The following is a 13,484-nucleotide window of genomic DNA, read 5'->3' as shown; positions in this document are numbered from 1 at the left end:
AATTTTGCAGCCTGCTTTCCGACTTTCTCTTCGGAAAGAAAACAAAACAAACTTAATGAAAAAGAAAGTTGTAGTAGGTTTATCGGGCGGAGTGGATTCCAGTGTTTCTGCATATCTTTTACAGCAGCAGGGCTATGAGGTAATCGGACTTTTTATGAAGAACTGGCACGACGATTCGGTTACCATATCTGATGAATGCCCCTGGCTGGACGACAGTAATGATGCTATGATGGTAGCCGAGAAACTCAGCATCCCTTTCCAAACCGTTGATCTTAGCGAGCAATATAAAGAGCGTATCGTAGATTATATGTTCAACGAATACGAAAAAGGGCGCACGCCCAATCCCGATGTTCTTTGTAACCGCGAAATCAAATTTGATGTCTTTATGAAAATTGCTCTCTCCCTTGGCGCCGATTATGTGGCCACCGGGCATTATTGCCGTAAAGGAGAGCTTGAAAAAGAAGGAGAGACCGTCTACCAGCTGCTTGCAGGAAAAGACAATAATAAAGATCAGTCCTATTTTCTATGCCAGCTTACCCAGGAACAACTTTCGAAGACCCTTTTCCCTATCGGGGAATTACAAAAATCTGAAGTCCGCCGGATTGCTGCGGAACAGGATTTGGTAACCGCCAATAAAAAGGATTCCCAGGGACTATGCTTTATCGGAAAGGTTCGCCTGCCGGAATTCCTTCAGCAGAAACTAGAGCCTAAAGAAGGGGTAATCATAGAGATTGAAGCCAATAAGGATTTATATAAAAGTCCAAGCCCGAACTTCAGCAACAAACAGGAAGAATTGGATTTCCTATCAAAAAAATATGAATATTCTGCTAAAGATGGTAAAATAGTAGGCAAACACCAGGGGGCTCATTACTTCACCAAGGGCCAGCGCAAGGGGCTCGCTGTAGGTGGTACTCCGGAGCCGCTGTTTGTTATAGACACCGATGTTGAGAAAAACGTGATCTATACCGGCCAGGGAAAAGATCATCCCGGGATTTACAGGAAAGCTCTTTTTATCAATAATGAAGAAGTACACTGGGTACGGCAAGACCTTGCTATTACGACCGATGAGAGTTTAGCCGTAATGGCCAGAATTCGGTACCGCCAGCCATTGCAGGCGGCAAAACTTTATCAAACTGAAAACGGAATGTACGTGGTTTTCGAAAAGCCACAGGCTTCTATTACCGAAGGTCAGTTTGTTGCCTGGTATGATGGGGAAGAATTATTAGGTTCTGGGGTTATTTCTTAAATTCGGGAAAAATTACGCAATGTCTAAAAACAGAATCACCTCCCTTTTCAATATAAAATATCCACTTATTCAGGCCGGAATGATCTGGGCCAGCGGGTGGCGTCTTGCCAGCGCGGTAAGCAATGCCGGCGGCCTTGGCATCATAGGCTCGGGTTCTATGTATCCCGATATTTTAAGAGAACACATCCAGAAGTGTAAAAAAGCTACCGATAAGCCTTTTGCGGTGAACGTGCCTATGCTCTACCCCGATATCGAAAAGCTTATGGAGATCATCGTGGAAGAAGGTGTGAAGATCGTCTTTACCTCTGCAGGGAACCCTAAAGTTTGGACAAAACATTTACAGGAGAAAGGTATAAAGGTGGTACATGTAGTGAGCAGCGTAAAATTCGCCCTGAAATCGGAGGAGGCCGGGGTTGATGCTGTAGTCGCTGAAGGCTTTGAAGCCGGTGGACATAACGGCCGCGATGAAACCACCACCTTCACCCTAATTCCTATGGTGAAGGAAAAAATAAAAATTCCGCTTATCGCCGCGGGGGGAATCGGTACGGGCCGGGGAATGCTGGCGGCGATGGTTCTGGGTGCTGATGCCGTCCAGGTTGGGAGTCGTTTTGTGGCTTCCCACGAAGCTTCTTCTCACCCAAATTTTAAAGAGATGGTGGTGAAAGCCGGTGAAGGTGACACTATCTTAACCCTTAAGGAACTCGCACCGGTAAGACTGCTTAAAAACAAATTCTATCAGGATATAGAAAGAATGTACCGCCGTTCACCTTCTAAAGAAGATCTCATCGGGTTGCTGGGCAGAGCCAGGGCAAAAAGAGGAATGTTTGAAGGAGACCTGGAAGAAGGGGAACTGGAAATAGGTCAAATAGCGGGACTTATTCACCAGATAAAACCAGCAGCTGAGATAGTTAAGGAAATGATAGAGGAGTTTGAAACGGCTAAAGCAGAAATAGCGCAGCTTTAATCGCGGTAGGCGCTTAGTTTACTTAATACTTCTTTTACGAATTTTCTCCAGCCGGCTTCAGCCTCTTTATTGGTGCTGTGTTTGGTTTCTGCATCAAACAAATTCTGCATCGCTACCCGATCTTTTTCAATCTTTTCATATAAGGTATTCAGATCACGCCTAATATTTCTATCAGGTTCATATTCATCAATGGCTTTACGCAATTTGCGGGCGTGCAGTTCAGAAATATCAAAATGCAGCTGCTCGTGGCCCAGCAGATATTCATCTTCTTCAGCCTCTTTTACCCAGGAAAGCAGGGGAAAGAAATTCGTAACGACCGCATATTCTAAAACGGGCTTTCCACTTTCGGTGCTGTAACTCCAGGAAAAAGAAATCCCTGAATTGGTATTGGCCTCATAAGCGACCCCTTGCTTTGGAGTGCCTTTAAAATCGGCCCAGGTTAGTTTTTCTCCTTCCACCCATTCAATTTTTTCCTGTTCCTGAGAAAAAGAAATTTCAGCAGAAAAAAGCAGAACTAGAATGAAGAAAAACTGCCTCATTACGAGGGATAATTAAAAGTGATGAGCTTTTCGATTTCAGGATGCAAACTTTGCAAGACCGGGCAGGTTCTCGCGGTATGTTCCAGGATTTTGGTCTGTTTTTCAGAATAAACTACAGGGAAATCAAGCTTCACCTCTATCTTAGAAATGCGTCGCGGGTTTGCAGCCATGGTTTTTGTGACTTCGCCCTGGGTTCCTTCCAGGTCAAGCCCCATCTCTTCTGCTTTAATCCCCATCATAGTGATCATACAGGTGGCAAGAGCAGTAGCCACAGTATCGGTGGGAGAAAAAGCTTCTCCTTTCCCGTGGTTATCTGTTGGGGCATCAGTAATCATCCTGGACCCGCTTTGTAAATGTTCGGCTTCAGTTCTAAGCTTCCCTTTATATACAACTTTTGATGTCATTATTCTACTGTGCTTAGAGTTAGATCTTCATTCAGCCTCATAATATAAACCGCCTGGTTGTGATACCCGCCTCTGTCTTCTTTGGTATAAAAGAACTTATTTTCGTTGTATTCGGTATAACCTCTATGATTCTCAAAGGATTCGTATAAATTTTTAGCCGATGCCAGTCTAAGAAGAATATCCAGGGTCAAATCATAGCCTCTAACAGCATATTGATTAGGTTCTACCCCATATTTCTCTTCATATTCTTCAAGAAATTCTTTGGAAACCTCCCGGTTGTATTCCCTGTCTACCGAAGGATAATGCAGTTTTAACCGGGCCAGGTGATCGTTGGATACATTAAAATTATCGTAGGTACTATTCTTATCGGTGGTTAACAGGATTATATCACGATCTCTGGCCAGACGATTTAAAGCTGAAGTTGCACTGCTTATAACCCCCACACTGGAAGATTCGAGTATCACCCAGTTTTCACGGCCTTCTACCAGGGATTCATCTAAATTCGATGCAGTGATATTTCCATTTGAAGGGGTTATTACCCGCGCTGCCGGAAAAATATTTCTCAATCGTTCTTTAATTTGGTAGGCCTGCCCATCAGCAATAATTACAATATTTCTGTTTCCGGCATGTTCTTTCAGGTATTCCAACATGGCATCCTGAAGCATAGTATCGGTAGGTCTGGACTGGAACAAATTATCAAATGGTCTCATAGCCCTGTTGGACAAGGGACTTATCACCGGAATTCCTCTGGATTCCAATCTGGCAGCCGCAGCCTCGGTGGTGCTTTGCAAAAATGGTCCAATAACCGCATCTACATTATCAAAATTATTGGTGTTGATGATATTCACTACCTCTCCGGCATTCTGGCGGGTATCATAGGTTTTGACCCTGGTTGAAATCCCCAGTTCCTTTGCCTCTTCAATAGCCATTATAGCGCCCCCATAAAAATCAAGGGAAAGTCGCATAATTCTTTCATTCTGAATGGCATTTTTAAAATGCGCTATAGAATCTGACTCAATCTTATGCAGGTTAAAAGGGAGCATAAGCGCGATTTCTTTGGTCTCATAATTACGAATCAACTTTTTCAAGTCGAGTTTTTCAGAGGCCAAAGCCTCCATTTCAACCCGATCCGGATCGTTTAATTCTTCGGTTTCAGAGGTAGAGAGATTGCCAAAGCCCTGTCCTTTATTTGGAACTTTTAAAACCATTCCCGTCTTAAGCCCATCTTCCAAGGCAGGGTTCAAGGCTATAAGGGAATCCTGCTCCACCTCAAATCGCCTTGACAGACTATAAAGGGTTTCTTTTGGCTGAACTTCGTAAAATTCAAAATTATTATCGGTGAGAATTACCGGTTGATCCAGCACCTTCGTGCCTACCCTAAGCATAATTCCCGGTTGCAAAACCTCTACTTTAGGATTAAGAGCTTCCAGCTCCTTAACGGTTAAGCCGTATTTACGGGCGATTCCATACTTGGTTTCTTTAGGAAGCACCACGTGTTCACGTGTTTCGGTAATTTGATTTTTTATATCGGCATTGCTCCTTCTTTCGGGGGTGGCAGGAGCTGGTTCGCTTCCACCAACCGGGATTCTCACCTCTTCCCCGTTTCGCAATTCGGCCGAATATAAATGGGGATTATAGCGTTTGATGTCCTCTATGCTCACCTCATATTCCTTAGAAAGGCTATACAGGGTTTCTCTTCTTGCTACCTTATGGGTTTTAAACCTAAAATCTTCACTTGCTTCTACAGGAGCTTTCGCCTCGCTTATTGGAATAACCAGCTTTGAAGACACCCCTATCCCATTCCTGGCATCCGGATTATATTTATATATGGCTTCTTCACTAATATTATAGGATTTCGCTATGCTATAAACAGTCTCTCCGGGCTTTACAGAATGATATTTATACTCCTGCGCAAAAACAGAAGCCGTACAAAACTGAAAAGCAAAGAACAAAATAAAAAGGTATCTCATATCCATTATTTTAATCAGATTAAAAGTCTACTCCCACTCAATAGTTGCCGGGGGTTTAGAACTTATATCATATACTACTCTATTAACGCCCTTAACCCGATTTATTATGGTATTAGAGGTTTTTTGCAAAAACTCATAGGGCAGGTTCACCCAATCGGCAGTCATACCATCGGTAGATTCTACGGCTCTCAAGGCCACTACTTTCTCATAGGTTCTTTCATCTCCCATAACCCCTACCGAACTAACCGGTAACAGGATCGCTCCTGCCTGCCAAACCTTATCATAAAGCATCCAGTCCCTTAATCCCTGGATAAAAATATGATCTACTTCCTGAAGAATACGCACCTTCTCGGCGGTAATATCTCCCAGGATTCTTATCGCCAGGCCAGGGCCGGGAAAAGGATGTCTTCCGAGTAATTCTTTGTCTATGCCCATTTCAGCACCCACTCTTCTAACTTCATCCTTAAAGAGCATCTTCAAAGGTTCCACGATCTTAAGTTTCATAAAATCTGGCAAACCACCTACATTATGATGCGACTTAATTGTTGCTGAAGGTCCTCCACTTACCGAAACCGATTCAATCACATCGGGGTAAATAGTGCCCTGAGCAAGATAGGTCACGTCTTTAATTTCGTGTGCCTCATCATCAAATACTTCGATAAAAGTATTACCGATAGCTTTTCGCTTGGCTTCGGGCTCGCTAATACCTTCAAGAGCTTTCAGAAACCGTGCCGAAGCATCTACTCCTTTTACATTAAGCCCCATATCTTTATACTGGTCCAGTACACTTTCAAATTCGTTCTTACGAAGAAGTCCGTTATTTACGAAGATACAGTAGAGGTTTTTCCCGATAGCTTTATGCAGAAGCACCGCAGCCACGCTGGAATCTACTCCGCCACTTAGGCCAAGCACCACCTTTTCGTCTCCTATTTTTTCCTTTAATTCTGAAACCGTGAGATCTACAAATTTTCCCGGGGTCCAGGTTTGCGCTACTCCGGCAATTTTCACAAGAAAGTTTTCCAGGAGTTGTTTCCCATCGGTGGAATGATATACTTCCGGATGAAACTGAATCGCAAAAGTCTCTTCCCCTTCAATTCTGTATGCGGCGTTTAGCACATCGGTTGTACTGGCGAGACGCACACTATTAGTGGGTAATTCCTTTATAGTATCACTATGGCTCATCCAAACCTGTGAATTTTCCATTATGTTTTCGAACAAAAGTTCCGCATCTTTGATCACCGAAAGATTGGCTCGGCCATATTCCCGTGTTTCAGAAGCTTCCACTTTTCCACCGTGAAACTGGGCCAGATACTGAGCTCCATAGCAAACTGCCAGCATTGGTTTCTTTCCACGAATTTGCGAAAGGTCCGGGTGCGGAGCGTTTTCTGCCCTTACAGAAAAGGGACTACCCGAAAGGATAACCGCTTTAAAGTCCGAAAGATCTTTTGGAATTTTGTTGTAGGGATGAATTTCGCAGTAAATATTTAGTTCTCTTACGCGCCTTGCAATAAGCTGCGTATACTGCGAACCGAAGTCTAAAATAAGTACGTTTTGTTGCATAGGCTAAAATTATATTGACATAACGCCTTTATTATTAATGGTTTATAAATATTTTTTATACAACATTCCTATAGTTTTACACATATTGTTGTACAAAAACACTCCTTGTTGTACATTTGAATTCTACTATAAATCAAACATCATGAGTGTAAAATTAATCCTGAGGAAAGTTCCTAAAGAACCTTCTAAATCCTATCTTTTTATAAGGACTATAATTAACCGCAAAAGTACTTTTAAATCATTAGGTTTTAAAATAAATACTAAAAATTTCAGAAAGTCAGGTGATGGAGTGACTTCATTAGAACCAAACTATAAAGAAATTAATGAGACTATAAAAAGGGAATTAAATTCTATAAGAGGTGTAGGAGAAAAAGAGTATGTAAGAGAGAAACTTTCTAAAAAGCACCAGATACTACCATACATAGAAAAAGTAATAGAGAATACACCTAACCAAGGTACAGTCAATATAAGAACCTCAGCTAAGAAGAAATTTCAGAAGTATTTAGAAAGTATAGATAAATTAGACCTGACCTTCGCACAACTCACTCCTCACCTACTGGAATCCTTTAATATGTTTATGCTGAAAGATGGAATTAAAAGTAATTCAGCTAATCAGTACTTACAGACTCTACAACTATTTGTAAATTATGCTAAAGAAGATGAAGAGATAAAGCTACCAGATAATTATAATCCTTTCCACAGAATAAAGTTTAAAAGAAGTCCTGTAAGGAATAAAGCACTCACTAAAGAAGAGCTTAAGATTTTTAGTGAAAAGAATTGGAAAAAAAAGAAACATAACCTGTATAGAGATATGTTTATGTTTCAATTATATGGAGGAGGTTTAAGGGTTTCAGATGTACTTACTCTCACTTGGGATAATCTTTATGTAGAGGATGGAAATATAATTTTAGATTATAAAACCTTCAAGACTAATAAAAGAATGATTGCTAACCTGTTTCACAATGGGTTAGAATACCTTGACTTACCTCTAAGTAGATACTTTCCTGATATGACTAAGAAGCTTAAGGAGTTGTATAAAAAGAAAGAGATGTTTGAGGAGTCAATAAAAGTGAAATATTATGATTTAGAAGAAGAAGAAAAGCTAAGAGATTCTCCTTTAGAAATATATAAAGCAATAGCAGCAGGTCAATTTGAAGATATGTATGAATTAATAGCTAAAGAAAAGGATTATATAATTTTAAAAAGTGCAATTAAGGAACACGAAATAATATTAAAAAGAACTAATGAGCGACTACTTGACCTTTATAAAGAGAAAATTCAAGAAGCACACCTAAAATATCCTGATGAGCTTGTATTTCCTTTTTTATGGGATGAGAAAAAGAATCAACCTACTGTTAATTTAAAGGTAGAGCTTATTAATGAGAAGGACTATGAAAAGATAAATAATGAGAGAAGTAAATATAACCAACAGATTAAAAGAATGGGTAAAAAGTTAGATATAAAGACTCCTATTAGTACTCACAGTAGTAGACATACCTTTACTCAACTTTTATTAGAATCTAATGTAAATACTCACTATATATCTATGGCTTTAGGTCATAACTCTATAGGCACTACAGAACTTTATAGAAGAACATTAGCTACTAAGGATTCTTTAGGATTGAATCAAAAAATACCTTCATTATAAGAATTAGAGCTTACTACATACTGTAAGAGCTTTTACTTAAGTTAGTTTATCCATTCCTAAAAGATTAGTATCTTAATCTCTTAAATATTTTTACTAAAAATCATTAATTATGAAAAAATTTACCCCCCTTTATTTACTATGTTTTATTTTTCTATTTATAAGTTGCTCAGAGGATGACTCTACTGAGGAAGAAAATAGAAACGCTAATAAGGAATTAATTATAGGAAAATGGGAATTCACTCAAATGGTTTGGGATGATGGTACAGAACGGGAATATGAATGTGATGAAGCTCCCCATTCTTTAAACTTTTATAATAATGGAGAGGTAGTTAGACAGTATTGCGGTAATGGAGATGCTGAAGGAGAATATCTTATTACAGGAGATATTTTAGAACTTGAACATGAGGGTGCTTATTCAGGTACAGTTAGAATGAGGGCAGAAATTGAAAGTATCAACTCTGGAGAAATGGTTTTAGATGTAGAAGAAGGCTATGTACATGGAGGTGCTATAACAATCTATTTAGAAAAGGCTAATTAATAAAAATTATATTCATACTCGTTTACCTCTTATTTTATTCTCTACTATATTAAGGTTTCACATAAATTAATTTGAACAATTTCGAAGACTATACTAATGAAGTAACCACTCTAAAGAAGAGAAAGGAATATAATTTAGCTTGGAAAAAAGCTAATGAGAATATGCTAAAACTTCTTACTGAAGGTCATTCCTTGTGGTACATGATGTATCGCCAGATGGCAGATATTTTAGCAAGGGAGAAAAGATATGATGAAGCCCTAAAAAATATGACCTTTCTTCTACACTACTCAGGTAAGGTAGGAGGTATAACTCAGAAAAAGTTTATTAATAGACTTCTCTCTAAGGTAAGTAAGGGGAATCTTTATGAGGAATATGTAAGCTTATCTATAGACCCTGAAAAAGATATTGAAAATAAGCTCTTAATTCTTGAACAATTAGAAACCTAATCTACTAACCAAATATTAATAATACTACTGTCAAGAGAGCTATATAAATACCTACTACATAAAAAACAGCATAGTGCCACCGTTTAAATCTGAAGTTTTTTAAGTAGTCTCTTATTTCATGTTGAAAAATCCTACCTCCTGCCCTAATTGTTTCAACCGCAATAGATAATACTGCTAACTCAATAAATTCCATCGTAAAAATTTGTCAGTTAAGTAGTTATGCCCCTTAAAACTACACGTTAATTATTTAAACAAATATAACGGTTATGTATATGCTATATAAATAAAGTTGAGGCAATTTATTAACACCAAAATATCAAACAAACCCATTAATTAATTGTTATTCAGATACTTACAATAGTTGTTAATTATGAAATTGTTAATATGTCTACACTTTAAAAAATGTGACCTCCAGAGTATTGAATAATTTACTATGAATTTACCCTAAACACCCCTCTTAAACAACCCCTAACCCCTTGGTTTTTAGGGTTAAATAATAGTTTATCTATTTTTTCAACTAAGAAATTAGTTGTATCTATGTAGAAGGAAATAGAAATAGAAAAAATTAAATGGAAACGGTTAAAATTGCAGAATTAAAAATAAACACAGACAGTCTTCTACAGTCTATGAAAGCTACTAAGGCTCAAATTAATGACCTTAAGAAAGCTCAGAAAGAACTTAAAGACTCAGGAGAGGAAAATAGTACTCAGTTCATTCAGAATGCAGCGGATTTAAAAACAGCTAATAGTACTTATAGAGCACAAGAAAAGACCTTACAAGAGGTTACAGGAGCTACTAAGAACCTAACTAATGAACTTAAAAAGGAGGTTAAAACCCTTGGAGATGCTGAAGCTAATAATAAGGCTCTTAGGAAAGCACGAAAAGAGGTTAATATCTCAACAGAACAAGGTAGAGCAGCTCTTGATAATATCAATAAGAAAATAGACCAGAATACTGACTTTATGAAAGAGAACCAAGATTCTCACATAAAGCAGAAAATGAATGTAGGAAACTACAAGGATTCCATATTAGAGGCTACAGGTGCTCAAGAAACTTACACTAAAGGTACTCAGGCAATGAATGCAGTACAGAAAGTTTCTGCAATGGTTGTGGGTAAATCTACAGGAGCACTAAAATTATTTAGAATAGCTCTTGCATCTACAGGAGTAGGTTTATTAGTAATAGCTTTAGGTTCTCTTGTAACTTACCTTACTCAGACTCAGGATGGTATTAATGCTGTAAACAGAGTACTTACACCTCTTAAGCAGGTTGTACAGACTTTAAAAGGTCAAGTACAGGAATTAGGGCTTTCATTCGCTAAACTCTTTACAGGAGATTGGCAGGGCTTTTTAGATGGTATTAAAAGTATCGGTACTACTATAAAAACTGATATGGGAGATGCTATAGCAAGAGGTAAAGAAATTCAGAGAATAAAAGAAAATCTTAGTAAATCTGAAGCTGATTTTATTACTCAACAAGGTAAGTTAAGACAGGAATATAAAGAGCAGAATAGATTAGCTGAAGACCAGACTAAAAGTTTATCTGAGAGAGAAGCTGCTGCAAGAAGAACTATAGAAATTCAGAAAGAAATATCTAAGAATGCTACAGACAGATTAAACTTAGAAGCTGATTTAATAGCATTACAACAACAGGCTAATGATACCTCAGATGCAGACAGAGCAGAACTTGCTACTAAACTTGCAGATATTAATGATGCTATAGCTGCTGAAAATGAAGCCGTAACCACTCAACAGAATAAGCTTAATGCTATTGTAAGAGAAGGTGAAGCTAAGAGAGTACAGTATAAGAAAGAAGCTGTAGTAGAAAAGATTCAGGCTACTAAAGATGAAGTAGTTAATGAAGAGGAAGAGCAGAGAAAGAAATTAGAAAGAATTAAGGAGTTTGAAGCTGAGAAAAGAGCATTAGAGCAGGAACTTGCACTAATGAAAGCTGAAGACGAAATTATAAGAGCAGAGATACAAGCAGAACAAGATTATGAAGCTCATGTAAGGGATATTGAAAACATGCAGCTTAAGGAAGAGGAAAAGACTGAATTACTAAGATTAGCTCAGGAGAAAAGAAATGAGATTTTAGGTAGTATTCAGGAAAACTTTCAAGAGGAAATGCTAAAGAAATTTAGTGAGACCATGAGAGAAGAGCTTTCTATAAGAATGCAGAATGCAGAAGAAACTGCTAATATAGCTTACCAACTTAATGGAATGCTTAAAGGTATCTTAGGAGATTCCTTAGCTGCTCAGATTGCAGGTATTGCTATAGATGCTGCTATACAGGCTGCTAAAGTAAATATAACTACTAAGGCTGCTCAGGCATCCAATTTAGCTAATGCTGCTGCTATACCCTTTCCTGCTAATGTACCTGCTATGTTAGCTGCTCAAACTCAGAATACTATTATAGGTGCAAGTGCTGCTAAGGCTACAGCATCTATATTAGGTAGTGCTGCTCTTTCAGCATTAGGTACTACACTTGGAAGCCTTACAAGTAAAGACACTAAAAAGAAATTCGCTAAAGGAGGTTTATTACAAGGAAATTCCCATGCTAATGGAGGTATGATTTTCGGAGATTATGAATTAGAAGGAAACGAAGCAGTAATAAACAAGAAAAGCACTATGAAATATGGAGGTGTATTAAGTGCTATTAATATGGCTGAGGGAGGTAATCCTATAGGGAATGCAAGACCTTCAAGTATTATAGATTATGATATACTTGCAGCTAAGATAGGAGAAAGAGTAGGAAATGCATTCTCTCAAGTTCCTTCACCTGTAGTAAGTGTATCAGAGATAAGTAAAACCTCTGAAAGAGTACAGCAAATAAAAGCTAAAGCCAAATTTTAAACTATTTCTATTTTTTTTATTAATTGTTTTCTGGAGAACCCTCATCATTAAGTTGGTGGGGGTTTCTTGTTTAGATGTAGTTTCTTAATCTACATTCTCCTTTTCCTGCATTTGATTTAACTGAATTTGCATCTCACCTACCTTTAGAGTAAGCTTCTGAATAAGACTATAAATTTCTTGATTATCAATATGGGTTTTAACCTGACCTTTTTTTAATTCACGTAATAAAGATTCTATTTCTTCTAATACTTCTTTCTCATGCCTTACCTCTTCTGAAGGAGTTTCCTTTTCTTCGAAATTATCTCCAAACAAATAATTATTTAAAAGAAGTAAGGTGCTTTCCCTTGGCTTAGAATCTCCATTAATAATCCGTTGTATACCTGCCTCTGTTAAAGGAACATGTTTACTTATCTTATAGGCAGTTAAGCCTCTCTTATTAATTTCCTGTTTAATTTCCTCAATATTTGTATCAACCTTATTATTTAAAACTTTCTGTAGGATGGGATATTTACCCTTAGGTATTTTTTTACCTGATTCGTAATTATAAATAGTGTTTTTACCAACACCAATTAATCTTGCCAATTCTTCTTGAGACAGTCCTAAGGCTTCCCTTTTTTCTTTAATTTCTTGTGCAGTCAATATTTCGTGATTATTTAGAGTGTATTCATTTTTCAAACTTAGATTCTCTTCAATAATTGGGAGGTATTCCTTCTGTACTTTTCCCCTGTTAAACGCAATTCTTAAACCTTCACCTGTCACAGGTAAACCATTAGCTAAATCATTCCAAGTTATACCTTTAATTTTCCGTAGTTCTGCTAACTCTTTTAGGTTTTTCAATTGATATCAATTTTAAATTAATTATGACTGGTAAAAAATACGAATTTTATTAATAGTATTAAATTCCGCAAGAACTTCTACTAACCTAAAGAGAATATCCCTATATAGAGTATAAAGAAAGGTATAGGTACATACAGGTTCATAATAAGTATCCTATAGGTTCAATACCAGGTCTTAGAGGTTCTAATTAGTATCCAAGTAAAACACTAACCCTCAACTATTTACATAATCTAATAATCTTTTAAACCCTTGTAAATAAAGGACTTACCTTCTTATAAAAGAAAATAAAGGTCGTGGATTGGGGCAATTCTACATTTTAACCCCCCTAACACCAACTCTCCAACTATTCCCACAGTTCACAACCACTCAATAATAAATGTATATTTTACCCTTATTCCTTCAGATAAACTCTCAATTAACTACTATACAGTATTTTACATTTTTTATATTCCCCTCAGAAAGGATTATCTATGTAGAAAA

11 protein-coding genes are annotated in these 13,484 nt (G+C 37.6%); 6 read left to right on the top strand and 5 right to left on the bottom strand.

What is annotated here, in order from left to right; genetic code table 11:
- The first annotated feature begins 4 nt into the window (after window positions 1-4).
- Both mnmA and BUW93_RS12580 read left to right on the top strand, forming a co-directional pair.
- A complete protein-coding gene (gene mnmA / locus BUW93_RS12585) occupies window positions 5-1,246 on the top strand; it encodes a tRNA 2-thiouridine(34) synthase MnmA (RefSeq protein ID WP_394334624.1) in 1,242 nt (413 codons plus the stop codon).
- Between the two features lie 19 nt (window positions 1,247-1,265).
- Window positions 1,266-2,210, top strand: a complete 945-nt coding sequence (locus tag BUW93_RS12580) for an NAD(P)H-dependent flavin oxidoreductase (RefSeq protein WP_081212083.1) — start codon at window positions 1,266-1,268, stop codon at window positions 2,208-2,210.
- Here the strand turns inward: BUW93_RS12580 and BUW93_RS12575 are convergent.
- The 4 genes from BUW93_RS12575 to guaA are packed head-to-tail and all read right to left on the bottom strand — an operon-like array spanning window position 2,207 to window position 6,683.
- Window positions 2,207-2,749, bottom strand: coding sequence for a DUF922 domain-containing protein (locus tag BUW93_RS12575; protein ID WP_081212082.1), 543 nt, complete (start codon window positions 2,747-2,749; stop codon window positions 2,207-2,209). The two genes, BUW93_RS12580 and BUW93_RS12575, sit on opposite strands and share 4 nt — an antisense overlap.
- Window positions 2,749-3,153, bottom strand: a complete 405-nt coding sequence (locus BUW93_RS12570; protein ID WP_081212081.1) for an OsmC family protein — start codon at window positions 3,151-3,153, stop codon at window positions 2,749-2,751. The genes BUW93_RS12575 and BUW93_RS12570 overlap by 1 nt, the downstream gene beginning before the upstream one ends.
- Window positions 3,153-5,123, bottom strand: coding sequence for an amino acid ABC transporter substrate-binding protein (locus BUW93_RS12565; protein ID WP_081212158.1), 1,971 nt, complete (start codon window positions 5,121-5,123; stop codon window positions 3,153-3,155). Before BUW93_RS12565 ends, BUW93_RS12570 begins: the two co-directional genes overlap by 1 nt.
- Window positions 5,124-5,150: 27 nt before the next feature.
- Entirely contained in the window at window positions 5,151-6,683 is a 1,533-nt protein-coding gene (gene guaA / locus BUW93_RS12560) for a glutamine-hydrolyzing GMP synthase (RefSeq protein WP_081212080.1), read from the bottom strand.
- Between the two features lie 142 nt (window positions 6,684-6,825).
- Here guaA and BUW93_RS12555 point away from each other — a divergent pair, with 142 nt between their 5' ends.
- The 4 genes from BUW93_RS12555 (at window position 6,826) to BUW93_RS12535 (ending at window position 12,167) form a co-directional block, all read left to right on the top strand.
- Window positions 6,826-8,331 carry a tyrosine-type recombinase/integrase gene (locus tag BUW93_RS12555; protein ID WP_198537015.1) on the top strand — a complete coding sequence of 502 codons (1,506 nt, stop codon included), beginning with the start codon at window positions 6,826-6,828 and terminating at the stop codon, window positions 8,329-8,331.
- A gap of 109 nt (window positions 8,332-8,440) precedes the next feature.
- On the top strand, window positions 8,441-8,869 hold the full coding sequence (locus BUW93_RS12550) for a hypothetical protein (RefSeq protein WP_081212078.1): 429 nt from the start codon (window positions 8,441-8,443) through the stop codon (window positions 8,867-8,869).
- A 71-nt stretch (window positions 8,870-8,940) separates the two neighbouring features.
- The gene (locus BUW93_RS12545; RefSeq protein WP_081212077.1) at window positions 8,941-9,315 is read left to right on the top strand and encodes a hypothetical protein; all 375 of its coding nucleotides are present in this window, start codon (window positions 8,941-8,943) and stop codon (window positions 9,313-9,315) included.
- A gap of 569 nt (window positions 9,316-9,884) precedes the next feature.
- Window positions 9,885-12,167, top strand: a complete 2,283-nt coding sequence (locus BUW93_RS12535) for a coiled-coil domain-containing protein (protein WP_081212075.1) — start codon at window positions 9,885-9,887, stop codon at window positions 12,165-12,167.
- Between the two features lie 84 nt (window positions 12,168-12,251).
- Here the strand turns inward: BUW93_RS12535 and BUW93_RS12530 are convergent, their stop codons facing one another.
- Entirely contained in the window at window positions 12,252-13,004 is a 753-nt protein-coding gene (locus BUW93_RS12530; protein ID WP_081212074.1) for a helix-turn-helix domain-containing protein, read from the bottom strand.
- Window positions 13,005-13,484 lie beyond the last annotated feature (480 nt).

The organism is Salegentibacter sediminis, from assembly GCF_002078605.1.
Classification (GTDB): domain Bacteria; phylum Bacteroidota; class Bacteroidia; order Flavobacteriales; family Flavobacteriaceae; genus Salegentibacter; species Salegentibacter sediminis.
This window is presented reverse-complemented; position numbering and strand designations above follow the sequence as displayed.